Below are 26,026 nucleotides of genomic sequence, written 5' to 3'. Positions count from 1 at the left end.
GGTCAGCTTCCTCGATAGGTAGAGTAACTATAGGGCGAAAGCAGAAGCGGCACATGGTAATGGCCGCTCTCGTCGGCAATGCCGAAACGGATGGGGATGATGTCGAGAAACGCGGGTTCCGCCAGGGTGACGCCCTTGCCACGCAGATAATCGCCCGCATGGAAAACCAGCTCGTATTCCCCTGCCTTGAAACTGTCGCCCACAAGTAGCGGCCCGCCATCAACGCGGCCATCGCTATTGGTCTTAACCGTCTTAATCTTCTCGCGACGATCACCCGAGAGCCGGTAAAGCTCGATCGTCAGCCCCTCGGCGGGCGTGCCATGGGCGGCATCGAGGACGTGAGTGGTCAAACCGGTCATAGGCTGGGCTCCGCGATCATGTAGGGCGCATCGAAAAAATGCTCTTCCAGATTGTTGCCCGGCCCCTCGCGATCGGCAACCAGAAAATCCGAAATCGCCTGCAACGGCATCAACGGGTAATGCCAGACGTTGCGGCGGTAGTTCACGCCCTGATCGCCGCCCGCCAGAAAAGCCTGCGGCCGACCAGGCTTACCGCTCTCGTCCTCGGCAACGACGACAAGGAAAGGCCTGCCGGACAGCGGCGAGAAACTCTGGCTGCCGAGCGGATGCCGCTCCATCATCTCGATTGTATGGGGAAAGGTACGCGGCTGTCCGCGGAAAATATTGAGGATGATGCGCGCACCCTCGCCCGCTACCTCGGGTGCCGCAAGCGCATGATGCCGCTCGGTCTGGCCGCCATTGATGTGGCGCATGGAAGAGGGTGTGATTTCGATCACATCACCGAAGGATGCGAACGCCTCTTTGGTGAGAGGCTTGATCTCGAGAAAATCAGTCAAATGTCATTCACCTTGGGCATGCCAGTTTCGGAGGAGTGAGAGACGCGCCTGCAAATCCGGAATGCTCTGCGTTATCGTTTTCCAGACCACCGAGAGTTCCGCCCGGAAATAATCATGCACGATCAAATTGCGCATACCCTTCATCTTTATCCAGGGGATTTCCGGGTGCTGCTGTAAAAACGCGGGGTAATACTTGTCCAGTTTTGCGACCGCCTCGCCAATCAGGGCAAGGCACATCATCACCGCCATCTGGGTTCGCGTATCGGAAGAAAAAGTGGCCTCATCCATATCCTGAATGAAATCCCGTATTCGGGAGGCGGCAACATCCATCTCCTTCAGGTAGAGCAGAAGTCGATCCGTACTCATACTGCTTTGGCTTCCATCAGAACACGCGCCCGGATATCCGAGTGCAGGCCGCCTGAGGTGACGACGTCAACCTCGACACCGAGGATAGTCTTCAGTTCCTCCAGCAATCCGCCAAGATCAAACAGCGTCGTGCCCGGCAACGCATCCACCAGAATATCCAGATCGCTGTCCGGCCTGTCTTCGCCACGGGCGACGGAACCGAACACGCGCGGGTTTGCCGCGTTGAAGCGCTTCGTTGCTTCGCGGATCGCTTCCCTGTTCTTTTCCAGCACCTCGGAGGGTCTCATGGCCTCAATCTCCAGATAGCACGAGTATAGCGGAACGACCGCCGCTCGCCAATTCAGCCCTCGGGCAGCATCGAGGAAAGGCGCAGCCAGGCGATCTTTTCCACCTGCGCCGTCGCCGTCGCAAATTCTGTCGCCGCATCATTGCCGATACGCGTCTCGAAGGCGGAGAGAATATCGTGCCTGTTCAGCCCCTTGACCGCAATGATGAACGGAAAGCCGAATTTTTGCGTATAGGCAGAGTTCAGCTCGGAAAAGCGCGCGTGCTCCTCCGGCGAAAGCCGGTCAAGCCCTGCGCCCGCCTGTTCATTGCGGCTATCGGCGGTCAACTCACCTGCGATTGCGAGCTTGCCGGCAAGATCAGGATGCGCGCGCAAAACACCCAGCCGTTCCGCTTCGGAGGCGGCACGAAACTGCGCGCATAATGCGCCATGAACCGCCTTCGCCGTTAACTCCAGACCTGCGCCTCCGACATCATAGGCCCGTTCGGCGATAAAAGGCGAATGTTCGAACACACCGCCGAAACGGCTGACAAATTCATCCCGCGTCAGCATCAGAGCGTTCCCGGCTTGTGGTTTTCATGCCAGTGACGAGCGATCTCGATACGCTGCGGGATCCACACCTTTTCATGGCCCAGCACATATTCGATGAAACGGCGAAGGGCTGCGGCGCGGCCGGGACGGCCGACGAGACGGCAATGCAGGCCGACGCTCATCATCTTCGGCGCGCCTTCAAGCCCTTCCTGATAAAGAACGTCGAAAGCGTCTTTCAGATAGGCGAAGAACTGGTCGCCGGAATTGAAACCCTGCGGCGTGGCGAAACGCATATCATTGGTGTCGAGCGTGTAGGGAATGATCAGGAACGGTTCATCCTGCAATCCCTTCACCCAATAGGGCAGATCGTCGGCATAGGAATCGGACGAATAGAGAAAACCACCCTCTTCCATGACGAGACGCAACGTATTGTCGGAAGGCTTGCCCTGATACATGCCAAAGGGGCGCTCGCCCGTCAGCTCCGTATGCAGGCGCACGGCTTCGGCAATATGCTTGCGCTCTTCCTCCTCGGAAAAATCCTTGTATTCCAGCCAGCGATAACCGTGGCTGGCGATTTCCCAACCCGCTTCCTTCATTGCCGCAACGGCTTGCGGGTTGCGCGCCATGGCAGCGGTCACGCCATAAACAGTTGTGGTGACGCCGAGATCGGTGAACATGCGCCACAGCCGCCAGAAACCGGCGCGTGAGCCATATTCGTAGATCGATTCCATGTTCAGGTTGCGCTGGCCGGGCCAGGGCTGCGCACCGACGATTTCCGACAGCAGCGATTCCGACGCCTTGTCGTTGTCGAGAATGCAGCTTTCGCCGCCCTCTTCGTAGTTGATGACGAATTGCACGGCGATGCGTGCGCCGCCCGGCCATTTCGGATCGGGACTGTTGCGGCCGTAGCCCACCAGATTGCGGGAGTAATTCTCGGAAATCATTCAGCCACCCAAAACACCTCTCCCGAAGCGGAACCCGCTTCTGGAAGACATGAGCAAAACAACCATCCGAAGGTGTCTGCCCGGAACGGGTAAACACGACACGCTTCAGACATGCGATGCACGGACGGTAGCATCCGCATTCGGAATGTCGAGAGCAATTTTGCCGACATTCCGATGCTTTTTTGTGTACGATTTCTGTGGGGCGCTTCTCAGGCGATCTTTCGGGCGGAAACACGACCCATGGGATGCAGCGAATGCACCCGGAAAGGCGCGCCGGGTTCATCCTCGATGAAAAGCGCAAGGCTGGAAAATGACAGAGGCCGAGTGAGCAGCGGCTCGAAAACCTTGCGCACGGCACGCTCGATCCTCTGGCTGCTGGAAGGCTCGACACCGCCCGTCAGCGACATCTGAAAACGGAACTCGTCCATCACATGCGGACTGCCCCAGCGATGCAGATTGGTCAGCTGCGAAGCCGAAAGCCGGTCGGGATCCGCCCGCTCGATTTCCGCCTCGGAGAGCGGCGCGCGGTAGCGGTCGAATTCCTGCACCACACGGGCTGCGAAAAAATTCAGCACTTCGCAGGGGCGCTCGGGAACGAGGCTGAAGACATTGTCATGCCGCGCCACTATAAGTTGTGGCAGCGTGAAGGGGTCCTGCCTGCCGGAAAAATACATCAGGTCGCGTAACAAGGCGGCCTCGGAATGACCTTCGGCAAGACGGAACGGGGCCTTTATGGTGCCGTGGAAACCATAACGGCGCGGCAGGGCAGTATGGTAGGAAATCTCCTGCATGCCGAGATCGATCGTGCCCGGCGGCTCCACCGCATGGCCTGAATAGGCATCGCGTCCCAGCCACGCGGCAGCCGCCTGCGTCAGCGGGTCGTTGGGGGAAGGCGTGAAATGGATGGCGTATCGCATGCGCTATCACCTCGCCGCAAATGCGGCCAAACGGGGCTCTTTGCAGGCCAGCAAGTAAGCGATTTGCGTGACAGATTAACGACGTGGACCAAACTAATCAGAAGTTTCTAAAGTCCGGACGGCAATACTCACGTGTTCTTGAAGGCGAAAACCGGAAGGCACGTCCGGCGTGTGGCCACACACGGCCTGCAACGCAGCATCTGCAAGACAGTGGGCAAGGCCGAAGCTGACCTTGAAGCCGCCCGATAACGCCACGAGCCGCGGATATTCGGAAATTATACCCACCATCGGGTCCCGTCCAACCGCCTTCGGCCGCAGCCCGGCCCAGCGTTCGAGCACCGGCGCACGGCTAAGCGACGGCACCACGGCGCATGCATCCGCGAGCAATTTTTCCAGCTTTTCGTCGGTGCTGAATGGATCGGAAAAACAATCTTCGCTGGTACTGCCGATGGCGACGGTGCCATCCTCATGCGGCACGATGTAGAGGCCGTTCAGAAACACGACCGGCATGGCCGGATCGGCCGCAGCATCCAGAAGGGCGGCCTGCCCCTTCACCGCCTGTCCAAGCACAATGCCGGGTTCCAGACCGATGGCATCGCGGATCAGCGCGAAGGAACCATGGCCGTTCGCGACGATCACATGATCAAAGGCGACCTCGTCGCCCGACGACAGCACCGCCCGCCCTTTATCCGGATCGAGCGAGACGACGCGGCACTGTTCCGCCACCCGCACATGCCGGGCGTTGCGGAGGAAAGCCGACAGAAGGGCGATCATCGCCCGGGGAGAAACCCTTGCAGCCAGCGTATCCAGCACGAAGCCCGCTTGTCCCGCCGCATCGTCCACCCATCCGGCAACGGAAGGGCTGTCACCGACATGCCAGTGGAACCGGCGCCCGTCTGAAACCCAGTTTTCCCCGGCATCCCGCTCGTGCCGTGCGGCAATGCTGCGCAAATGTGGTTTCGGCAGGGGAATGATCCGGCCGCAGCGCCGGTAACCGGCGGAAAGCCCGGTCTCGGCTTCCAACTCGGCGATCTGTTTTTCCAGCGCAACGAGAGCGTCGAACTGGAATTGCTTCTTGTCCGACCAGCGGTCCGGCATATGCGGCATCAGTGCGCCCAACAGCCCGCCGCTTGCACCATCTCCAAGACGGCCCGCTTCCAGCAGCAGGGCGTTTATGCCCATCCTCTCTGCCTTGACGGCAGCCCACAGCCCCATAATGCCGCCACCGACGATGAGGAGCGGCACCGAGCCAGGCAATCTTGGCGCTCGCAATCTTGGTGATTGACCAGATTCGAAAGCGGGACTATCGGCATTAGTCATGACACATTCCAAGGAAAACACCGCAGATATCGGTTCGGCAGCCGACAATCCGCCCGCCGCGCTCGACTGGCGTGAGGGGGATATGCCCTATTCGCTAGCCTTTGACGATCATTTTTATTGCCAGACGGATGGCAGGCTGGAATGCGGCCATGTCTTTCTGTCCGGAAACGGCCTGCCGCAGCGCTGGCTTGAGCGAGAGAGCATCTTCCGCATCGGCGAACTTGGCTTCGGCACCGGTCTCAATCTCTGCGAGACCTGGCGTCAATGGAAAGAGGTGCGCAACGGTCACTCCAAGCTGCATTTCATGTCCTTCGAACTCTACCCGATGAAGGCGGACGAGATCGACCGGGCGCTTTCCCGCTGGCCGGAAGTTGATACCGAACGCAAGGCACTGGTCGCCCGCTGGCCGGCGGACCCGAAAGGCGAGGTCGATATCGAACTGGACGACCAGACGCGCCTGACAGTGGTGTGCGGCGAAGCGCTCACCGGCATTTCCGGCAGAAGCGAAGGCTTCGACGCCTGGTTTCTGGACGGTTTCGCCCCTGCCCGCAATCCCGACATGTGGTCGCTGGAAATCATGCAGACGCTGTTCGGCAAAACGGTACCGGGGGGCACATTCGCCACCTATGCCGCCGCTGGCTTCGTCCGCCGCAACCTCATCGCCGCCGGTTTTGAACTGGAGCGCCGCAAAGGGTTTGCCGGAAAGCGTGAGATGCTGTGCGGCACCAAGCCATCCCACTGAGACGGCTCCCACAGCAGCAACCGGCCTTAACTGTCAGGCGGTCGGCACGTCGCGGCGTGGCATCGCTTCTCCCAGCCATTGCGCGATCTTGTCCTCGAGAATTTCGGGGCTGATGGGCTTCGACAGATAATCATCCATGCCTGCTGCGATGCAGAGCTCGCGGTCCGCGTCCTGTGTATGCGCGGTAACGCCGATGATCGGAACATGCCGGCCGTCGGCAGCCGCCTGTTCGGCGGCGCGGATTGCCATTGTCGCCTGATGCCCGTTCATCACCGGCATCGACACATCCATAAGGATGACGGCGGGATTGTGCTCCTCCCACGCCTGAACGGCCTTCTTGCCATTGCCGACGATCAGGAACCGCAAACCCGCCTGCTGCAAGATCTGGGTAAAGACGATCTGGTTGACGTCGTTGTCCTCGGCCACCAGCACATCCACAAGGCAGGGTCGGCGCCGGCCTGGAACCGTCGTCGGCGGTGACACAACCCGCCGCTTCTTGTCCGTCGGGCCATTGTCTGGCCGCACCGGCGCATCGCTGCCGCCTGACCCCATCCCCTGCGAATCCTGCCGGGCGCGTTTCTGCCGCACATCCCGCACCACATCAAACAGGGTGGAACGCAACAGACGCGCCCGCGCCGGCTTCATCAGATGCGCCTGCACGCTGAGATCGGTGAAAAGGCTCTCGTCACCCACGACATCCATAGACGTCAGGAACACGATGGCGATATCGTCGAAACGACTATCCGCCCTGATCCGCTCGACCACATCCAGCCCGTTCATAACAGGCATGTGATAATCGAGAATGATGGCGTCGATGGCAAAATCGAGGGATGCAGCCTCCTGCAGCACGGCAATGCCTGATGGCCCGTCCTGCACAGCATGGCCGTCGATTCCCCATGTCTTCAGCTGCTCCGTCAATATGCGGCGATTGACGTCGTTATCGTCGATGACGAGTACGCGTATATCCTCGATCGCCATGGCAAGAAGCGGAGCGTCGCGCCGCTTTTCCGTAACGTGAAACGGAATATTGACCTCGAAGGTCGATCCCTTGCCGACTTCGCTCACCACATTGATCGTACCGTCGAAAAGACCGACAAGACCGACCGTGATCGCCAGTCCCAATCCCGTTCCCTCGTGCCGCCGCGTCGCTGAGCCGTCGACCTGGCTGAATTTGTCGAAGATGGTTTCGAGCTTGTCTGCAGGAATGCCGATGCCGCTATCTTCGACGCGCAGCGACAGAATGGTCTCCGACGCTTCCGCCGACTGCGCCGAAAGTTCGATCAGCACATGCCCCATTTCCGTGAACTTGACGGCGTTTCCGACAAGATTGGTGACGACCTGGCGGAACCGCCCGGCGTCCCCCATGACCTTGCCGAAAACCGACGGATCGATCCGGACGACCAGCTCTATGTTCTTTTCCAGCGCCGCTGAGGACAGGAGGGAAACCACATCCTCCACCGCTTCCGCCGGATCGAAAGGCACGCTGCGCAGCTTCATCTGCCCGGCCTCGATCTTGGAGAAGTCGAGAATGTCGTTGATGATCGTCAGTAGCGCATTGCCGGATTTGACGATGATATCGGTGAAGGTTTTCTGGCGCGTATCCAGATTGGATTTGGCCAGAAGTTCCGCCATGCCGAGCACGCCATTCATCGGCGTGCGGATTTCATGGCTCATATTGGCAAGGAATTCAGATTTGGCGCGATCTGCCGCTTCCGCGCGGGAAAGCAGCCGCTGCAACTCCTCCTCGCGCATCTTCATCTCGGTGACGTCGGTGACGATGATGAGCCAGTAATTGCCGGAACTGTTGGTCGCTTCCAGATTGAGCCACGTCTTTCCGGCAATATGGATCAGCCAGGAGAACGGCCTGTTGGCGGCTATGTGCTCTCTCCAGGCGGTCAGCGTCGCGGCCGCCTCCTCTTTGGTGCCAAAATCTCCGCGCCCGGCACAATGGGCAAAGAACCCCGACCAGTTGCAGCCCTTTTCCAACAGCTGCGGCGGCACGTCGAACATTCGCGCCACAGCCTCGTTGGACATGATGATGGTTCCCTGCTCGACCAGCACCAGCCCCTGCGCCATGGCGCGCGTGGCGCCCTGCATATATTCGCCGACACGCTCAAGTTCGGCCTTTGCCTCACTGATCTCGGCGTCGCGCATGCGCACGTCGGTCACATCGGCATAGGTGCTGAGGATTTTTCCGCCGTCGAGGCGGGTCTTGGAAATGACGGTGACCTTGCCGCTTTTGCTGCGCACCTCGCGCGGCGTGAAGACCTTGTCGTTGAGCAGCCGTTCTGCGCGCTGGTTGTAGAGCTCCTCGAAGGGTATATCGCCATAGTCATAAAGGCCGCTTTCGAAATTCGCCTCCATGAATTCGCGATAGCTTTTGCCGACAAGCGACTTCTCGCCGCCGATTTCGCCCCATAACGTGTCGAAGCACGGATTGACATATTCGATGACGAGATCCGCGTTGAGGAGTAGTACGCCAACCGGCAGGGCATGAAGAACCATTTCGAACTGGCGATGCAGCGCTTCGGCCTGCGCCTGCGCCGCGATCAGCGCATTTTCCCGCTCCTTCAGCAGGCTGACATCTGTGACTGAACCCACCAGATAATATTCGTCATCGGGCGTCGTGACCCGGCCGAGCCGGGTTATGACCGGAACGGCGCCGCCATCCGAAAGCGGAATGGTTCCCGTCTTTTCAATCGCCTCTCCGGTTTGCAGGATATGCTCGTTTTCCCGCTGGAACTCTGCGCCCTCCTCCGGAAACATCTCGCATTCGGTCTTGCCCAAATAGTCGGCGAGGCTGCCGCCCCGGAACTTCTCAAAGGCCGCATTGGCAAAGGTCAGCCGCCTGTCCTGATCCCGCAGGAACACGCCCACGGGCAATTGCTCAAGCGCGGCGCGCAGCAGCCAGGTCTCGCGAATCTGCTTGCTAAGCAGGGTCTCATGCGCCTTGAACTCCGTCACATCGACGCGAAGCCCCACCAGCATGCCGTTTTCCAGCCGCTTGTTGACCATACGCACCCACCGGCCATCGGCAAACTGCTCCACCCTTTCGAGATAGGGCAGGGAAAAATCCCGCAACTGCTTCTGCAGCCATGCCTGGTAATCCGGATCGTCCGATTTCACGCTGCGGTAGCCGCTCGAGAAATAGACCGCCTCCATCAGCGTCTCAAGCCGGGTGCCGGGCTTTAGCTGGAGGTTGAAATCACTGTAGAATTCCACGAAACGCGCATTGCAATAGACGAGCCGGTTTTCACGGTCATAAATTACGATACCGGCATCGATGAGGTCGATAACGCCGCTGTCGAACAGCAGGTCGGCGCTGCCGCCGTCCGAAACACCCTTCACGACAGAGGGCGCCTCTTCGAACACCTCAAACAGGAACAGACTGCCGTCATCGCCGGTGAAACGTTCGCAACGCAGCTTGTAAGGCCCTGAAGACGCTGCACCATGGCATGAAATCACTTCGTCCGTGGCAAAGACCAGCGAGCGGCGCTCCCTGTCCTCGCGCTCGGCATCGCGAATATCGGCGGAAAGGGCAAGGCTGGTGTGGCCCGTGAACGCGGCGGGCGGACGCCCCATGACCCGGCCATAGGCTGCATTGACCATGAGGTAGCGAAGCTCGCTGTCCTTGATGCACGCGGGCAAATCCAGGGCGGCGATGGCCCCGTAAGCTTTTTCCAGCAACCCGCATCCTTGGGTCAAGCGATACTCCACACCGTGCAGTTCCATCCTTGTCGAATCAAATATTTCCAGACGTCGTTGCAAAAACGTTATGTGAGAAAACCGCTATTTGCTATGTGCGGAATGGTCGCTTTACCCTTTTTTAACCATAATTATTCGCAAGCCTCCGCGCCTCGCCGGCAATCGCCAGCCTGCCTTCTGCATGGCAGCCATGCGCCGCGGGACGGCAGCGTTACAAAACTATTGCTTGACTTTACGCCATAAAACGCCCACATGCCGGTCAAGCTTTCACCTTCGGCAGCCGCGTGAGCTGCAGCACATGACCAAGATGACTTGGCCCGCATGAAGGAAAAGCGCAACGAATACAGAAGACGGCGTTTTGCCGCACTGATGCGCAGAAAGTTATTCCAACCCACAAGTTCCCAATTCACGCGGGGTTCTTGACGCCGAAACCGCCGGACAGCAGCAACTGCTCCGGACGATTGGTTTTTGGCGCCCCGAAAGGCATTACTATTGACCAGTTTTAGCGAACTCGGCCTCTCTGAAAAGATTGTGGCCAGCGTTACCCAGCTCGGCTACACAACCCCCACCCCCATTCAGGCAAAGGCCATTCCGCTGCTGCTTGAAGGCCGTGATCTCATCGGCCTCGCACAGACCGGCACGGGCAAGACGGCAGCATTCGGCCTGCCCATCATCGAAATGCTGATGAAGCAAGCCGACCGCCCGGCAAACCGCACCACCCGCACCCTCATCCTCGCACCGACCCGCGAACTGGTGAACCAGATCGGCGAAAACCTGCGCTCCTTCGTGAAGAAGACGCCGCTGCGCATCAATCAGGTTGTCGGCGGCGCGTCGATCAACAAGCAGCAGCTTCAGCTCGAAAAAGGCACGGACGTCCTGGTGGCGACACCCGGCCGCCTGCTGGACCTCATCGCCCGCAACGCGATCTCGCTTTCCAAGGTCACCTATCTGGTGCTTGATGAAGCCGACCAGATGCTCGATCTGGGCTTCATTCACGATCTGCGCAAGATTTCCAAGATGGTTCCGGCCAAGCGCCAGACCCTGCTGTTTTCGGCAACGATGCCGAAGGCGATTTCCGAGCTTGCCAGCAACTTCCTGACGGACCCGATCAAGGTCGAGGTAACACCTCCGGGCAAGGCCGCCGACAAGGTCGAGCAGTACGTGCATTTCGTCGCCGGCAAGAACGACAAGACTGACCTTCTCAAGAAGTCGCTCAACGAAAACCCGGATGGCCGCTCTATCGTTTTCCTGCGCACCAAGCACGGCGCGGAAAAGCTCTACAAGCATCTGGAACATATCGGCTTCAAGGTCGCTTCCATCCACGGCAACAAGAGCCAGGGCCAGCGCGAGCGGGCACTGAAGGGCTTCAAGGACGGTGAGATCAAGGTTCTGGTCGCAACCGACGTTGCTGCCCGCGGCATCGATATTCCGGCCGTGACGCACGTCTTCAACTACGACCTGCCGGAAGTGCCCGACGCCTATGTCCACCGCATCGGCCGTACCGCCCGTGCCGGCCGCGACGGCATTGCCATCGCGTTCTGCGCACCGGACGAAACACGTCTGCTGCACGATATCGAAAAGCTGATGAAGATCGATATCCCGGTTGCATCCGGTGAACGTCCAGCCGGTCTTGCCAGCCCGACGCGCCCGAACAACAACAACCGTGGTCGCAACAACAATGGCGGCCAGCCGCGTGGACCCCGCGAAGGCGGACGCCACAATGGCGAGCCCCGTCCCTCGCGTCACCACGCCCCGCGTGATGCGGACAACGATCTGGAAGTCACGTCAGACTTCAAGCGCGTGAAGACGGCGGAAGGTGACGCAGGTCGCCCGGCCGGCCCTCGCAAGCAGCGCCGCCCTGCCCGCAAGCCCGGCGGCAGCGGTGGCAACCGTCACGCACCTGCTGGCGGCAACGGTCAGGAAAAGCGCGCTTCCGGCAACGGAAACGGCAATCGCGGCCGTAACCGCTAAGTAACTCTGCGCGAGCCGATTACTCGGTATCGCGTGTCTACCTTCAAACCCCGCAAGCGCAGGCTTGCGGGGTTTTCTTTTTGCTCTCAACCGCCCTGCGCCAAAGACCGGCGCCGCGACGGCAGGGTCATGGCCAGCACCCCGGCAATCACGCAGACAAGACCCACCCACATGGCAGGCGTCGGCACTTCTCCAAGAAACACCATGCCAATGGCGACACCGATCGGAACCCGCAGATACGCCTGCGACGTGGTACCGACCGAACCGAGCGTCTGCATCAGCCGGAAATAGACCATGAAGGCGAGCGCCGTTGAAAAGACGCTGAGGCACACAAGTGCGGTGAGCGACGCCGGAGATGGCGACAATGTCCAGGGCCGGTCAACGATCACGCTCACCGGCAACAGAAGCACGGCGCCGCAGATCAGCGAGCCGGCGGCAGGCATGACGGGATCGAGACCCCTGAAGTTTTTGCTGAAGATGGCGGCACAGGCGTAGGAAAAGGCTGCAGTCAGCACGGCAATCTGGCTCCACAGCGCCTCACCCGCCTCGTTCAACGCATCCAGACCGATGATGAGACAGACACCTGTCATTCCCGCAACGGTGCCGAACAGCTTGCGCCCGCTGACCTGCTCATGCCGGATGATCAGCGCGGTGAGAAGAAAGGTGAAGATCGGCGTCGTCGCATTGAGGATGACGGCGAGACCGGCATCGATGCTCTGCTCCGCCCACGCGATCAGCGTGAAAGGCAATACGCTGTTGATGCAGGCCTGAACGAAGAAGAGCCGCCATGTGGCGAAATCCCGCGGCAACCGCAGCCCGCGCAGGCGAATGACCGCCAGCAGCAACAGACCGGCAATCAGGGTTCTTGCCGCAATGAAGGTCAGCGGTGGTATGGTTTCCACCCCGATCTTGATGAAAGTGTAGGATGCGGCCCACAGAGTGGACAACAGGGCAAGCAGCAGCAATTCGCGGGCGATAGGGTTTTGACTGGTCACGGATCAATTTTCCAACTGCGTTCAGGATGAACCGTTCCTAACCCGAAAACAAGCACCTATGCTTCGGTGACGGCCGAAGTTTCCAACGCTTCAAAAGCATGAAGCCCCGCACGGTACCAGCCATGCGGGGCTTCAATGACAGACCGGTGATTGCAGCGGCCGATCAGGCCCGGCGTTCATCCACCGAGAAAGCACCCGGACCGGCAAACACGAGATAAAGGAAGATGAAGCAGAACAGGATCGCGGCGTCGCCCCCATTGAGAGCGGGGAAGAAGCTCTTAGGCCCGTGCGCAATGAAATAGGCAACAGCCATCTGGCCAGACAGGATGAAGGCAACCGGACGCGTGAAAAGGCCGACCAGCACGAGAATGCCGCCAACGGCTTCCAGAAGCGCCGCCACCAGCAGCATCGTCGGCAGGGAGCCGTCCATCTGTGATGCCGGGAAACCGAACAGCTTCTGCGTTCCATGCGAAATGAAAAGCAGCGCCGTCATGATGCGCAGCGCCCCGAGTGCCTGCGGGCGGTAGCGGGAGAGATTGTCTAAAATTGCCATGTTCATGTGTCCCCGTTGAAGTGGTGCGACGCTCGATACAGCGCAATCATGCCTTTATGGATACACGTCTCGAACACCGAAAATCACATTTCCGATATAGCAGAACTCCCTTAAATACATAAAGGGAGTCATTCTACACATGGTTGATTTTCCACCATAAAACTGGACTCATGTGGAAAAAATAAACCCAAGGATACAGGCATTTTTTCGAGTGGCAAAGGCGGAAAAATCCGCCTCTCCGTCAGGCCTGCAACACCACGACCCTGGAGCCAACCGGCACGCGGCTGTAAAGATCGATGATGTCGTGGTTCAGCATCCGGATACAGCCGCTTGACATGGCGTGGCCGATGGATTGCGGCTGGTTGGTGCCGTGCAGACGGAACATGGTGTCGTTGCCGCCGCGATAGAGGTAGAGCGCTCGCGCGCCGAGCGGGTTGTTCGGCCCCCCCTCCATGCCGCCGGCGTATTTCAGATTGCGCGGATCACGGCGCATCATGTTTGCGGTCGGCGTCCAGGAAGGCCATTCCGACTTCCGGCCGATATAGGCGTCGCCCTTCAGCGCAAGGCCCTGGCGACCGACGCCGACGCCGTAACGCATTGCCCGTCCATCGCCCAGTACGTAGTAAAGACGCCGCGCGGGCGTATCCACAATCACGGTTCCAGCCGGATGCGCGGTATCGTATGCCACTTCCTGCCGGCGCAGCTCGGGCTTCACCTTGTCGAGATGCATTTCCGGAAGCGGAAACTTCTCGTCCGGCTTCGCCGCATAATTAAGCCTCTGCTGCCCGATGCCGGAACTTGCGCAGCCGGCCAGCAACAGCGGCAATCCGAACAGAACACCACGACGTGAAATAGACATGTAACCCCCGCCAAATCTCTAGATTAACGAGAGGTATAATTTTATGGTTAACAAATCTCTAATATGAGGTTGTAGGAATTAACGTGCCTCAACCGGCGCTGCGGGCCGGCGGTTGGCCAGATACACCCCCGTTACCGCCAGGACCGTGCCGGCAATCATGGCCGGCGTCAGCGTTTCCCCGAAGAGCAGGGCCGCTTCCAGGGCGGCAAGCGGTGGCACGAGATAGATCAGCGAGGCAGCGCGCGAGACCTGCCCGCGCCGGATGAGATAGAGCAGCAGAGCCACCGCACCGATGGAGATCGCGCCCACCGACCAGACGAGCGTGGCGGCAAGCCCGAGGCCCCAGTCCACATGACCATCCTCCAGCAACAGCGCGAAGGGAACGGTGACGATGAGGGCGCCGACATATTGCAGCGTGGCGACCGCCATGATGTTTCCGCCATGGACGTATTTCTTCTGGTAGAGGGTGCCATAGGTCACGGACGTCATGCCCAGCACATTCACCGCCACGGCATAAAGCGGCACGGAAAGGCCGAGCGCGCCTGACGCCATGACCTTCGGCAGCACGGCGATGGCAATGCCGACAAAGCCGAGAAGCAAGCCGGCACGCTGCACCGGAGAGATCTTTTCGCCGATCATGTAACGGGCGGCAACCGCCGTCATCAACGGCTGCAAACCGGCAATAATGCCGCCGATCGCCGCCGGCACGCCCTGCCCTATCGCCCACCAGATCATGCCAAGGTAAAGGCCGTGCAGGAACACGCCGGACAAGATTGCCCGGAAAACATCGATGCGCCGTTCAGGCCATTGAATGGAGGAAAACCGGCAGATCGCCCACAATATCGCACCCGCCAACAGGTAACGCAGACAGAGGAAGGTCAGCGGACCAGTATAATAAACGGCATATTTCGCGGTGACCCAGCCGGTCGACCAGAGAAAGACGAAGATGGCCGGAGCCAGACGGTCGAGCGACATGGGAACTTCCCCTGTGCCGCGTGATGCCCCGCAACCGGACATGGGCCCGGGACATAAGGCATGCGGCGAATTGACATTTTTACGACTTGAAGCAACCGGTGAACTACCCGGCCGGATCTCGGCGCGCACCCCTTGGCGAAACACAGCCGTCCAAGCTAGCCGGTATCCCCATCCCCGCAAAAGGTCAAAAGTGTTTTGGTGATCGCATCTTTCAGATTTTCTGATGCCACACCCAAAACCCATCAACCGAAAGCGAACGAACAAAATTTGTGCATTCGCCCACGGCGCACACAGTGCCACCACCCCGTTCCACCCCACCTTGCCCTGCAACCAATTTGCCAATGCCGCATTTATAGGCTGAAAGCGAAAAAACGCTTCTTTTTTAAAACTCTAGGGCGGTAAAAAATCTTCACGGAGGCCTCCGCATAGTTCTTGCATTGCATTTGTCGTTGTATTCATATGGCAAAAAAGGGGACATCGAAGTTGGCATTTGACGAAATGATAAATGCGGACAACGCGCCGCGAAGCCCATATGAAAACTATAACGAGTGGTACAGCCGGCAGGACAGGGCACACCTGATCCAGAAGTCTAAAGACGCGGAAAACATCTTTCGAAAAACCGGCATTACTTTCGCAGTCTACGGCCACGCCGACAGTTCAGAAAAACTGATCCCCTTCGATATCATTCCGCGCATCATTTCCGGGCGCGAGTGGCGCAAACTGGCCCAGGGTATCGAACAGCGCGTTCTCGCTCTCAACGCTTTCCTCGACGATATCTACCACAAGCAGGAAATCATTCGCGCCGGGCGCATTCCTCGCGAAATCATTGAGAAGAACGTCGCATTCCTCCCGGAAATGATCGGTTTCACGCCACCCGGCGGCGTTTATACCCACATTGTCGGCACGGATATCGTCCGCACCGGCGAAGACCAGTTCTATGTTCTGGAAGACAACGCCCGCACGCCTTCAGGTGTCAGCTACATGCTGGAAAACCGTGAAACGATGATGCAGATGTTCCCGGAACTCTTCCATGAAAACCGGGTGCAGCGGGTGGAGGACTACCCCTATCAGCTGCGCCAATCGCTCGCCTCGCTTGCACCCCCCGGCTGCACCGGCAAGCCGCGCGTCGCGGTGCTGACCCCCGGCATCTACAATTCCGCCTATTACGAACATTCCTTCCTGGCCGACATGATGGGCGTGGAGCTGGTGGAAGGGTCCGACCTGCGCGTCATGGACGGCAAGGTCAAGATGCGCACTACCCGTGGCTACGAGGCCATCGACGTGCTTTACCGCCGCGTCGACGACGACTTCCTTGATCCGCTCACCTTCCGGCCGGATTCGGCGCTCGGCGTACCCGGCATCATGGATGTCTACCGCGCCGGCAACATCACCATCGCCAATGCGCCGGGCACCGGCATTTCCGACGACAAGGCAATCTATTCCTACATGCCTGAAATCGTCGAGTTCTACACCGGCCGCAAGCCGCTTCTGGAAAACGTGCCGACATGGCGCTGTTCGGAGCCGGACAGCCTGAAATACGTTCTCGACAACCTTGCCGAACTGGTCGTCAAGGAAGTTCATGGTTCGGGCGGTTACGGCATGCTGGTCGGTCCCACCGCGTCGAAAAAGGAACGGGCGCTTTTTGCCGAAAAGCTGAAAGCCCGCCCCTCCAATTACATCGCGCAGCCCACGCTGTCGCTTTCCACCGTGCCGATCATGGTGAAAAACGGCATCGCGCCGCGCCATGTCGATCTGCGTCCTTATGTGCTGGTTTCAGACAAGGTGAAGATCATTCCCGGCGGACTGACCCGTGTTGCCCTCAAGCAGGGCTCGCTGGTGGTCAATTCCAGCCAGGGCGGCGGCACCAAGGATACATGGGTACTGGAGGACTAAGCCATGCTGGGCAGAACGGCAAACGGGCTCTACTGGATGTTCCGGTATATTGAGCGCGCTGAAAACATCGCCCGGCTTATCGATGCGGGCCTGCGCGTTTCCCTGACGCGCAGCGGCAGCGGCGATGAGGACTGGGACGGCGTGTTGCAGAGTGCCGGCGTGCACGAAGCCTTTCTCGAAACGCGCGAGAAGGTGACGGCGGCCAATGCGATCGATTATCTCCTGCGGGACAAGGCAAACCCTTCGAGCGTCATGTCCTGCATCGAGGCAGGCCGCAACAATGCCCGCATGGTGCGCACCGCGCTGACGCGCGAGACATGGGAAGCCACCAACGAATTCTGGATCGAGCTGAAGAACATCCTCGGCCGCAAGCTCAGCCATGCCGAACTGCCGCAGACCATCGATGTCATCAAGCATCGCGCCGGTCTGGTGCGCGGCGCCTTCCACGGCTCGATGCTGCGCAACGATCTCTATAATTTCTCCCGCATCGGCACCTTCATCGAGCGCGCCGACAACACCGCCCGCATTCTCGACGTAAAATATTACGTGCTGCTGCCGGCCGTGGCGCATGTCGGCTCCTCGCTGGACAACGCCCAATGGGAATCCATCCTGCGCTCGGTCTCGGCGCACCGCTCCTATGGCTGGGTCTATGATGCGGAATACAAGCCCGCCAACATTGCCGACTTCCTCATTCTCAACGGCCGCATGCCGCGCTCGCTCGCCTATTGCTATGAGAAGATCACCAGCAACCTCAATTACATAGCTGAGGATTACGGTGAAAAGCACAAGGCGCATGAAACGGCGGAAAGCATTCGCGACAGTCTGCGCAAGACGACGATCGATCGCGTCATGGATGAAGGCCTGCACGAGTTTCTGGAGAGATTTGTCAACCGGAACGGGCAGCTGGGGCAGGAAATCATGGAAGGCTACCGCTTTTATCTGTAAGCGCGTGGACGGGGACAGCTTATGCGTCTGAAAATCACCCATACGACCGAATATGTCTATGACGAGCCGATGCCTTATGCATTGCAGCGGCTGCGCCTGACGCCACAGACCGGCCCGTGCCAGACGGTGGAGGACTGGGATGTATCGGTCGACGGCGCCACCGTCGAAGTGAGCTATGACGACCATTTCGGCAACCGTGTCGCACTGGTCGAGACCGAAGGCCCGCAACGCAGGGTCAAGGTCGTGGCTGGTGGCCTCGTCATAACCGAAGACAGGGCCGGCATGGTCGGCCCCCACACCGGCAGTGCGCCGCTATGGCTCTTCCTGCGCGAGACGCCGCTGACGAAGCCCGGCAAACTCGTGCGCGAACTGGCGAAGGCCAGCACCGGCAACAGCGAGCTAGAGCGCCTGCACGACCTGATGGAGAAGATCAACAGCAAGGTGGAATATGTGCCGGGTTCGACCGACACCGAAACCACCGCCGAACTGGCACTCGAAGCCGGCAAGGGCGTCTGCCAGGACCATGCCCATATCCTCATTTCCGCCGCCCGGCTGATGGGCCTGCCCGCCCGCTATGTTTCCGGTTATCTGATGATGGAAGACGTGGCGGAGCAGACGGCAACCCATGCCTGGGCCGAGGTGCATCTGCAGGGCCTCGGCTGGGTTGGCTTTGACGCCGCCAACAATATCTGCCCTGACGATCGCTACGTGCGCATTGCCCTTGGCCTCTGCTACCGCGACTGCGCGCCGATATCGGGCATGCGGATCGGCCCGGCCGGCGAAACGCTGAACGTTTCGGTGACCGTGCAGCAATCGCAGAGCCAATCGCAAAGCTGAGACAATGGCCGGCAGAGACGACGAAACGATCGGCTTTTATACGGATAATGCCGGAGCCTATACGTCGAGAGGGCAAACGGCGGACCTTCCCCATCTGGAAAAATTCCTGACGCGCCTGCCCAAAGGCGCGACCATCCTCGAACTGGGGTGCGGTGGCGGGCAGGACAGTGAATTCATGCTCGCTGCAGGCTTCGACGTGCGCCCGACGGACGGCACACCCGAAATCGCCAAGGCGGCCGAAACTCGGCTCGGCATTCCCGTCGCAACATTGCTGTTCGAAGATATCGGCGACGTGGAGACCTATGGCGGCGTGTGGGCCAATGCCTGCCTGTTGCATGTGCCGCGCCCTGCCCTTTCCGGCATCATCCGCCGCATCCATACGGCGCTGAAACATGCCGGTGTTTTTTACGCCAGCTTCAAGGCCGGGGAAGCGGAAGGCCGCGACACGTTCGGCCGCTATTACAACTATCCTTCGAAAACCTGGCTTGAGGACCTGTACGGGCATTTCGCCTGGGCAGGGGTGGAAATAGAAGCACGGCACGGCAGCGGTTACGACAAGCTGCCAACCGACTGGCTGCATGTGATGGCAACGAAACCCTGATCCGCTTTCAACAACCTGTGGGTTGCGAAAGCCCGCCGTGACCGGTTAAATCGCCGCAGCAACCGATCAGGGAGAGGGCTTTTTGTACAGTATTTCCGACTATCGCGACTGCCAGTCCCATGGACCCATCATTGCGGAACGGGTCTGGACGGCATGGTGGCAGGATAGTGGCCTCCAGGTCGGCGATGTGGCTGAACATCTGAAGGATATGGTGAACCCCCATGCCCTGCCGACCGGCTTCGTCGCCCATGACGACAAGGGTTACGTCGGCTCCGCCTTTCTTATCCATTGCGATCTGGAGGAGCGGCCACAATATCTGCCATGGGTTGCCGCACTCTGGGTGGAGGAAAACAGCAGACGCTCAGGTGTCGCCCGGGCGCTGATGCAGGCCGCAACACAACGGGCCGCCGAACTTGGTCACGACATCAGCTACCTGTGCTGCCAGCGCCGTCTCGAAACCTATTATACGAACTGCGGCTGGACCGTTCTGGAACGTGGTGTTGGCAAGCACGACCTGACGGTGCTGACCTACAGCACGAAAACATAGACTGTCCGCTATATCCGTTGCCGGACATCGGGGAGGAACCATGAAACCGCCAGCCGCCCTTATGGAAACGGCGATCTACGCCGACGATCTCGACGCCGCCGAGGCCTTTTATCGCGATGTCTTCGGGCTGGAGGTGGTGCGCAGGCTGCCGGGCCAGTTCGTGTTCTTCAAATGTGGCCGGCAGATGCTGCTGGTCTTCGATCCGCAACAATCGCGCACGGCCACCCCCGACAATCCGATCCCGCGCCACGGCGCCACCGGACAAGGCCATTTCTGTTTTTATGCGAAAGACAAGTCGGAAGTGGACGACTGGAAAGCCCGCTTCGAGGAGCTTGGAATTCTCATCGAACACTATCACCGCTGGCCGAATGACAGCTATTCCGTCTACATCCGCGACCCGGCCGGCAATTCCGTGGAGGTGGGCGAAGGCAGGCTGTGGGGGTTCGAGTGAGCCCCAGATACCCGGAAGAAAACTATGAAGAACATTTTTGTCGTCACGCACACCCAGTCCGTCCATCATGTCGAGAACAAGGTTGGTGGCTGGTATGATACCGAACTGACACCCAAGGGAAAAGCCGATGCGCAGGCGACGGCCGAGAAACTTGTGGCCTTGATCGGCAACGCATCAGTCGAAATCTTCAGTTCCGATCTTCTGCGGGCCTCCCAGACTGCGGCAATCATTGCTGAACACCTCAAGTCCCCTTTTGAAACCACGGATGGCCTGCGGGAAATCAGCTACGGTTCGGCGGGTGGTATGCCGCAGGAATGGCTCGACGCTCGTCAGATACCGGCCCCCCATCACGACCGGATGGATCATCGTGGCGGAATTGCTGATGGCGAAACGAGACGAGAGTTGGCCGAAAGAGTGTACCGCGCCGTGGACACGATTATATCGCGCCCTTGCCCCACGCAGATCATCGTTACCCATGGCTTCGCTCTTACCTTCGTCATCGCGGCATGGATCAAAATGCCGATCGATAGCGTCGGTTATGTCAGCTTTCCGACGTCTTCCGGCAGCATTACGCACCTAAGACAAGACGATTACTGGCAAAACCGCGGCGTTATCGCTTTGGCGGATGTGTCCCACCTGAAGACAAGCCGGGGATGACGTCGAGAGGGGGACGCTGAGCGACCCCCTCCCTCAACCGTTTAACGTGCAGCCCCGGTAGATCAGATCTGCCGAACCGTGATTTCTTCTTCCGCATTAACCGCAAGCGGGTTCCTCAGCGGCAGGCCGAAACCAGCGGCCTCGATCTCGAACACGTCACCCGCTTCCGGCTTGATGCCCTCCGCAAAAGAGAGCGTCGCGGTGCCGAACATGTGCACATGGACGTCACCAGGTGCGCGGAACAGGCCGTATTTGAAGTGGTGATATTCGAGGTTCGCGAAGGTGTGGGACATGTTGTCCTCACCCGAAACAAACGGCTTTTCGAAAATGACCTTGTCGCCACGACGGATGCGCGAGGTGCCGCGAATATCCGACGGCGCAACGCCGACGCGGATTTCCGGGCCGAAGCTTGCCGGGCGCAACTTCGAATGGGCGAGGTAGAGATAGTTGATCCGCTCGGTGACGTGATCGGAAAATTCGTTCGACACGGCAAAGCCGATGCGCACGGGTTCGCCCTTGTCGGAGATCACGTAGATGCCGGCCATTTCTGGCTCTTCGCCGCCATCAAGCGCGAAGGACGGAGAGGTGAGAGCAGCACCGGGTGCCGCTGCGACATAGCCGTTGCCCTTGTAGAACCACTCGGGTTGAACGCCCTTTTCGCCAGCCTTCGGCTTGCCATTTTCCAGACCCATGCGGAACATCTTCATGGAATCCGTCAGGCTTTCCTCGGCGGCTTCCGTGGTCTTCTTGTGCATGCTGTCGCGGGTAGCAGCAGAGCCGAGATGGGTCAGGCCCGTGCCTGTCAGATGCAGATGCGCCGGATCGGGATGGGTGATCGGCGGCAGAAAGCGACCTTCAGCGTAAGCCTTTTCAAGATCGACGGCATCGCCGAGACCATGGGCGGACACAACATCGGCAAGGCTCTTGCCACTATTGGCAGCTTCCATGGCCAGCGCGTAAACCGATTGAGCGCCGTTGACGGCGTGCGCCTGTCCGCCTTCTTCGCGAACGGCGACGGTGATTTTGCCACTGGCATCCTTGATCTGTGAAATGAGCACGGGATTTCCTTCCTGCGGCGCAACGCGCCTTATCTTCTTCGGCGCGTTGCGCCTTCACCTTATGAAAGTGGCCGGAAACCGGCCACTTTTTTGACTTGCTATATTGGCTGGGCAATCAGCCCTTGTTCTTGTTGTAGACGTCGAAGAACACGGCAGCGAGCAGCACGAGGCCCTTGACCATCTGCTGGAAGTCGATGCCGAGGCCGACGATCGACATGCCGTTGTTCATGACGCCCATGATGAAGGCACCGATAACAGCACCGGTGATCTTGCCAACGCCGCCGGAGGCCGAAGCACCGCCAATGAAGCAGGCCGCGATCACATCAAGCTCGAAGCCAACGCCTGCCTTCGGCGTTGCCGAGTTGAGGCGTGTCGCGATGATCATGCCGGCCAGACCGGCCAGTACACCCATGTTGACGAAGGTTAGGAAGCTCAGGCGTTCGGTGTTGATACCGGAAAGCTTGGTCGCCTTCTCGTTGCCGCCCATGGCGTAAACGCGGCGGCCAATGGTCGTGCGGCGCGTCACGAAGCTGTAAAGCGCAATCAGAACCAGCATCACGATCAGGACGTTAGGCAGGCCACGATAGGTGGACAGCTGGTAGCCAAGGAACAGAATAGCGCCTGAGATGAGCAGGTTCTGCACAATGAAGAAACCGAACGGCTCCACGTCGATGCCGTGCTTCACGTTCACCACGCGACGGCGCCACGCCAGATAGAACAGCACGACCGTAATCACCAATGTCAGGATCATCGACGTCGTGTTCAGACCTTCGATGCCACCGATATCAGGCAGGAAGCCGGTGCTGATGATCTGGAAATCCGTCGGGAACGGGCCGATGTTTTTGCCGCCGAGCACAAAAAGCGTGAGGCCGCGGAACACAAGCATGCCCGCCAGCGTCACGATGAACGACGGGATGCGATGATAGGCGATCCAGTAACCCTGGGCAGCACCGATGATGCCGCCGATGACAAGACAAATCAGCGCCGCGAGAAACGGGTTCATGCCCCACTGCACAGTCAATATGGCCGCAATCGCGCCGACGAAGGCGACGATGGAACCGACCGAAAGGTCGATATGTCCGGCCACGATGACCAGCAGCATGCCAAGCGCCATGATGACGATGAACGAGTTCTGCAGGATGAGGTTGGTCAGGTTAACGGGCCGGAACAGAATGCCGCCGGTGTAGAACTGGAAGAAAACCATGATAGCGACGAGCGCGATCAGCATGCCGTATTCGCGGATATTGGAGCGAATATACGACCCGACCGAGATGACGTTGCTTTCTTCGTTTGTGGTGTTTGCCGAACTCATGAGTTCTTCTCCCCTGAGCGCATGATAGCGCGCATGATGCTTTCCTGGCTCGCCTCTCCCTTCGGCAATTCAGCGACGATGCGGCCTTCGTTCATGACGTAGATGCGGTCGCAATTGCCGAGCAATTCAGGCATTTCCGATGAGATCATCAGAACGCCTTTGCCGTCGGCAGCGAGCTGGTTGATGATGGTGTAGATTTCGTATTTCGCGCCAACGTCGATACCGCGTGTCGGCTCGTCGAGGATCAGGACATCAGGATTGGAGAAGAGCCACTTGGAAAGCACGACCTTCTGCTGGTTGCCGCCCGAAAGATTGACCGTTTCCTGAAAGATGCCTGAAGAGCGGATGCGAAGGCGTGTGCGGAAATCGCTCGCCACCTTCATTTCCTTGATGTCGTCGATGACGCTGGCCTTCGACACGCCGGCCAGATTGGCAAGCGTGGTGTTGTGCAGAATATTGTCGTTGAGCACCAGACCGAGATGTTTGCGGTCTTCGGTCACATAGGCAAGGCCGGCATCGATTGCCTTGCGAACGGTGCTGACATCCACGGGCTTGCCGTCGATCAGAACGTCGCCGGTGATCTTGTGCCCGTAGGACTTGCCGAACACGCTCATGGCGAATTCCGTGCGCCCTGCCCCCATCAGCCCGGCAATGCCAACGACTTCGCCCTTGCGCACGGTGACGTTGATGTCGTGCAGGACCTTCCGGTCGCGGTGCTGCTGGTGATAGGCGTTCCAGTTCTTCACTTCGAGAATGGTCTCGCCGATCGGCACGTCGCGCGGCGGATAACGATCTTCTAGATCGCGTCCCACCATGTTGCGAATGATGACGTCCTCGCTGATTTCTTCCTGATGACAGTCGAGCGTCTTCACCGTCATGCCGTCGCGCAGCACGGTGATCTGGTCGGCCACCTTGCGCACTTCGTTAAGCTTGTGGGTGATGATGATCGACGTCATGCCCTGCTTGCGGAACTCGATCAAAAGGTTGAGCAGAGCCTCGGAATCGCTCTCGTTGAGCGAGGCGGTCGGCTCATCAAGGATGAGAAGCTTCACGCTCTTCGACAACGCCTTGGCGATTTCGACCAGCTGCTGCTTGCCGACGCCGATATCCGTAATCAGCGTCTCCGGCGATTCCTTCAGGCCCACCTTCTTCAGAAGTTCGCGGGTACGGTTGAAGGTCTGCTGCCAGTTGATCACGCCGCCCGAAGCGACCTCGTTGCCAAGGAAAATATTTTCGGCAATCGACAGGAGCGGCACAAGCGCAAGCTCCTGATGAATGATGATGATACCAATATCTTCGCTGTCGTTGATGGCGCGAAAATTTCGCACAGCACCTTCATAGTGGATCTCGCCCTCATAGGTGCCAGCGGGATAAACACCGGAAAGGACCTTCATCAAGGTCGACTTTCCAGCGCCGTTCTCGCCAACGAGCGCGTGGATCTCACCTTCCTTTACCTTAAGGTTGACGTTCTCAAGCGCTTTTACGCCCGGAAACGTCTTGGTGATGTTCCGCATTTCGAGAATGGTATTGGCCATATCGCAATCCAGCGCCCGATTAATTCAGGCGTTTTTATTTTTATGGAAAAACGGGGACGGCGCCAAGCCATCCCCGCATGTGTTGCAGGCTTATTTCAGCTGGTCTGCGGTGTAGTAACCACCGTCGACGAGAACCTGCTTGTAGTTGTCCTTGGTCACGGCAACCGGCTTGAGCAGGTAGGACGGAACAACCTTGACGCCATTTTCATACGTCTTGGTGTCGTTCACCTCAGGCTCTTTGCCCTGCAGAACGGCGTTGACCATGCCAACAGTAACCTTCGCGAGTTCGCGAGTGTCCTTGAAGATGGTCGAATACTGTTCGCCAGCAATGATCGACTTGACCGACGGAACTTCAGCGTCCTGACCGGAAACGACCGGCAGCGGCTGGTCCTTCGTGCCATAACCAACGCCCTTCAGCGAGGAGATGATGCCGATGGACAGACCGTCATAGGGCGACAGAACAGCGTCAACCTTTGCGTCCGTGTAATAAGCCGACAGGAGGTTATCCATGCGAGCCTGGGCCGTTGCCGGATCCCAACGCAGCGTACCGACCTTGTCCATGCCCATCTGGCCCGACTTTACGACCAGCTTGCCGCTGTCGATGTAAGGCTTCAGAACCGACATCGCGCCATCGTAGAAGAAGAAGGCGTTGTTGTCGTCAGGAGAACCGCCGAACAGCTCGATGTTGAACGGACCCTTGCCGTCCTTCAGGCCAAGCTTGTCGACGATCGAAGTTGCCTGCAGAACGCCAACCTGGAAGTTGTCGAAAGTGGCGTAGTAGCTGACGTCGCCGCTGTTGCGGATGAGACGGTCATAAGCGATGACCTTGATGCCCTGCTGACCAGCCTGCTTCAGAACGTCCGACAGGGTCGTGCCGTCGATCGAAGCAATCACGAGGACCTTAACGCCCTTGGTGACCATGTTTTCGATCTGGGAAAGCTGATTCGGAATATCGTCGTCGGCGTATTGCAGATCGGTCGTGTAACCGGCTTCCTGCAGCTGCTTGACGATATTGTTGCCGTCATCGATCCAGCGCGCGGAAGACTTTGTCGGCATGGCGATACCGACAGAACCCTTGTCCTGCGCGAAAGCCGGCGCTGCAAAGGAAGCAGCACCGATGGCACAAGCCGCCATCAGCGAAATAATGGACTTCATTAACTCTCTCCCTTG

The 26,026-nt window shown here is 59.0% G+C and carries 26 protein-coding genes; 9 read left to right on the top strand and 17 right to left on the bottom strand.

Annotated features, from left to right (window positions below; translation table 11 throughout):
* Positions 1-2: 2 nt before the first annotated feature.
* The 8 genes from uraH to ACQZ63_RS15520 all read right to left on the bottom strand — a co-directional run bounded on the left by uraH (position 3) and on the right by ACQZ63_RS15520 (position 5,220).
* Positions 3-359 (bottom strand): hydroxyisourate hydrolase, encoded by a 357-nt coding sequence (gene uraH / locus ACQZ63_RS15555; protein ID WP_003513673.1) that lies wholly within the window; start codon positions 357-359, stop codon positions 3-5.
* Positions 356-856 carry an ureidoglycolate lyase gene (locus ACQZ63_RS15550; protein ID WP_113157358.1) on the bottom strand — a complete coding sequence of 167 codons (501 nt, stop codon included), beginning with the start codon at positions 854-856 and terminating at the stop codon, positions 356-358. Before ACQZ63_RS15550 ends, uraH begins: the two co-directional genes overlap by 4 nt.
* 3 nt (positions 857-859) lie before the next feature.
* Positions 860-1,222, bottom strand: coding sequence for a HepT-like ribonuclease domain-containing protein (locus tag ACQZ63_RS15545; protein WP_019565156.1), 363 nt, complete (start codon positions 1,220-1,222; stop codon positions 860-862).
* On the bottom strand, positions 1,219-1,509 hold the full coding sequence (locus ACQZ63_RS15540; protein WP_003513679.1) for a nucleotidyltransferase family protein: 291 nt from the start codon (positions 1,507-1,509) through the stop codon (positions 1,219-1,221). The genes ACQZ63_RS15545 and ACQZ63_RS15540 overlap by 4 nt, the downstream gene beginning before the upstream one ends.
* 53 nt (positions 1,510-1,562) lie before the next feature.
* A complete protein-coding gene (uraD, locus tag ACQZ63_RS15535; protein ID WP_112682163.1) occupies positions 1,563-2,060 on the bottom strand; it encodes a 2-oxo-4-hydroxy-4-carboxy-5-ureidoimidazoline decarboxylase in 498 nt (165 codons plus the stop codon).
* Entirely contained in the window at positions 2,060-2,983 is a 924-nt protein-coding gene (gene puuE / locus ACQZ63_RS15530; protein ID WP_003513682.1) for an allantoinase PuuE, read from the bottom strand. The genes uraD and puuE overlap by 1 nt, the downstream gene beginning before the upstream one ends.
* 209 nt (positions 2,984-3,192) lie before the next feature.
* Positions 3,193-3,900, bottom strand: a complete 708-nt coding sequence (locus ACQZ63_RS15525) for a DUF1045 domain-containing protein (protein ID WP_003513684.1) — start codon at positions 3,898-3,900, stop codon at positions 3,193-3,195.
* 93 nt (positions 3,901-3,993) lie between these two features.
* On the bottom strand, positions 3,994-5,220 hold the full coding sequence (locus ACQZ63_RS15520) for an NAD(P)/FAD-dependent oxidoreductase (RefSeq protein ID WP_113556427.1): 1,227 nt from the start codon (positions 5,218-5,220) through the stop codon (positions 3,994-3,996).
* On the opposite strand from ACQZ63_RS15520, the gene mnmD reads away from it, so the two are divergent.
* Positions 5,219-5,962: a tRNA (5-methylaminomethyl-2-thiouridine)(34)-methyltransferase MnmD gene (gene mnmD, locus ACQZ63_RS15515; protein ID WP_112752047.1), complete on the top strand. Its 744-nt coding sequence runs from the start codon at positions 5,219-5,221 to the stop codon at positions 5,960-5,962. The two genes, ACQZ63_RS15520 and mnmD, sit on opposite strands and share 2 nt — an antisense overlap.
* Positions 5,963-5,995: 33 nt before the next feature.
* Here the strand turns inward: mnmD and ACQZ63_RS15510 are convergent, their stop codons facing one another.
* On the bottom strand, positions 5,996-9,694 hold the full coding sequence (locus ACQZ63_RS15510) for a response regulator (RefSeq protein ID WP_113556428.1): 3,699 nt from the start codon (positions 9,692-9,694) through the stop codon (positions 5,996-5,998).
* Positions 9,695-10,159: 465 nt separating this feature from the next.
* Here ACQZ63_RS15510 and ACQZ63_RS15505 point away from each other — a divergent pair, with 465 nt between their 5' ends.
* Positions 10,160-11,638 carry a DEAD/DEAH box helicase gene (locus tag ACQZ63_RS15505; protein ID WP_003513690.1) on the top strand — a complete coding sequence of 493 codons (1,479 nt, stop codon included), beginning with the start codon at positions 10,160-10,162 and terminating at the stop codon, positions 11,636-11,638.
* A gap of 86 nt (positions 11,639-11,724) precedes the next feature.
* Here ACQZ63_RS15505 and ACQZ63_RS15500 read toward each other — a convergent pair whose 3' ends face one another.
* The 4 genes from ACQZ63_RS15500 to ACQZ63_RS15485 form a co-directional block, all read right to left on the bottom strand.
* Positions 11,725-12,633 carry an EamA family transporter gene (locus ACQZ63_RS15500; RefSeq protein ID WP_113556429.1) on the bottom strand — a complete coding sequence of 303 codons (909 nt, stop codon included), beginning with the start codon at positions 12,631-12,633 and terminating at the stop codon, positions 11,725-11,727.
* A gap of 163 nt (positions 12,634-12,796) precedes the next feature.
* Entirely contained in the window at positions 12,797-13,192 is a 396-nt protein-coding gene (locus ACQZ63_RS15495; protein ID WP_019565150.1) for a DoxX family protein, read from the bottom strand.
* A gap of 235 nt (positions 13,193-13,427) precedes the next feature.
* On the bottom strand, positions 13,428-14,045 hold the full coding sequence (locus ACQZ63_RS15490; protein WP_003513696.1) for a L,D-transpeptidase: 618 nt from the start codon (positions 14,043-14,045) through the stop codon (positions 13,428-13,430).
* Positions 14,046-14,123: 78 nt separating this feature from the next.
* Complete coding sequence (locus ACQZ63_RS15485) at positions 14,124-15,020, bottom strand: DMT family transporter (protein WP_113556431.1); 897 nt, start codon at positions 15,018-15,020, stop codon at positions 14,124-14,126.
* Between the two features lie 483 nt (positions 15,021-15,503).
* Here ACQZ63_RS15485 and ACQZ63_RS15480 point away from each other — a divergent pair, with 483 nt between their 5' ends.
* The 7 genes from ACQZ63_RS15480 (at position 15,504) to ACQZ63_RS15450 (ending at position 20,951) form a co-directional block, all read left to right on the top strand.
* Positions 15,504-16,913, top strand: coding sequence for a circularly permuted type 2 ATP-grasp protein (locus ACQZ63_RS15480; protein WP_003513699.1), 1,410 nt, complete (start codon positions 15,504-15,506; stop codon positions 16,911-16,913).
* Positions 16,914-16,916: 3 nt separating this feature from the next.
* The gene (locus tag ACQZ63_RS15475) at positions 16,917-17,858 is read left to right on the top strand and encodes an alpha-E domain-containing protein (protein WP_003513700.1); all 942 of its coding nucleotides are present in this window, start codon (positions 16,917-16,919) and stop codon (positions 17,856-17,858) included.
* 21 nt (positions 17,859-17,879) lie between these two features.
* A complete protein-coding gene (locus ACQZ63_RS15470; protein WP_003513702.1) occupies positions 17,880-18,695 on the top strand; it encodes a transglutaminase family protein in 816 nt (271 codons plus the stop codon).
* A 4-nt stretch (positions 18,696-18,699) separates the two neighbouring features.
* On the top strand, positions 18,700-19,296 hold the full coding sequence (locus ACQZ63_RS15465; RefSeq protein ID WP_111790641.1) for a class I SAM-dependent methyltransferase: 597 nt from the start codon (positions 18,700-18,702) through the stop codon (positions 19,294-19,296).
* Between the two features lie 82 nt (positions 19,297-19,378).
* Positions 19,379-19,843 (top strand): GNAT family N-acetyltransferase, encoded by a 465-nt coding sequence (locus ACQZ63_RS15460; RefSeq protein WP_065702270.1) that lies wholly within the window; start codon positions 19,379-19,381, stop codon positions 19,841-19,843.
* A gap of 40 nt (positions 19,844-19,883) precedes the next feature.
* Positions 19,884-20,294, top strand: a complete 411-nt coding sequence (locus tag ACQZ63_RS15455) for a VOC family protein (protein WP_112154087.1) — start codon at positions 19,884-19,886, stop codon at positions 20,292-20,294.
* 24 nt (positions 20,295-20,318) lie between these two features.
* Complete coding sequence (locus ACQZ63_RS15450) at positions 20,319-20,951, top strand: histidine phosphatase family protein (RefSeq protein WP_448799312.1); 633 nt, start codon at positions 20,319-20,321, stop codon at positions 20,949-20,951.
* A 62-nt stretch (positions 20,952-21,013) separates the two neighbouring features.
* On the opposite strand, the gene araD1 is transcribed toward ACQZ63_RS15450, so the two are convergent.
* From araD1 to chvE, 4 genes are all read right to left on the bottom strand, one after another.
* Positions 21,014-22,009, bottom strand: a complete 996-nt coding sequence (gene araD1, locus ACQZ63_RS15445; RefSeq protein ID WP_111783628.1) for a 2-keto-3-deoxy-L-arabinonate dehydratase AraD1 — start codon at positions 22,007-22,009, stop codon at positions 21,014-21,016.
* 115 nt (positions 22,010-22,124) lie between these two features.
* Positions 22,125-23,321, bottom strand: a complete 1,197-nt coding sequence (gene gguB, locus ACQZ63_RS15440; RefSeq protein ID WP_003513714.1) for a sugar ABC transporter permease GguB — start codon at positions 23,319-23,321, stop codon at positions 22,125-22,127.
* On the bottom strand, positions 23,318-24,856 hold the full coding sequence (gene gguA / locus ACQZ63_RS15435; protein ID WP_003513716.1) for a sugar ABC transporter ATP-binding protein GguA: 1,539 nt from the start codon (positions 24,854-24,856) through the stop codon (positions 23,318-23,320). The genes gguB and gguA overlap by 4 nt, the downstream gene beginning before the upstream one ends.
* A 90-nt stretch (positions 24,857-24,946) precedes the next feature.
* Complete coding sequence (gene chvE / locus ACQZ63_RS15430) at positions 24,947-26,011, bottom strand: sugar ABC transporter substrate-binding protein ChvE (protein WP_003513717.1); 1,065 nt, start codon at positions 26,009-26,011, stop codon at positions 24,947-24,949.
* Positions 26,012-26,026 lie beyond the last annotated feature (15 nt).

The organism is Agrobacterium sp. CG160-95, from assembly GCF_053521725.1.
This window is presented reverse-complemented; position numbering and strand designations above follow the sequence as displayed.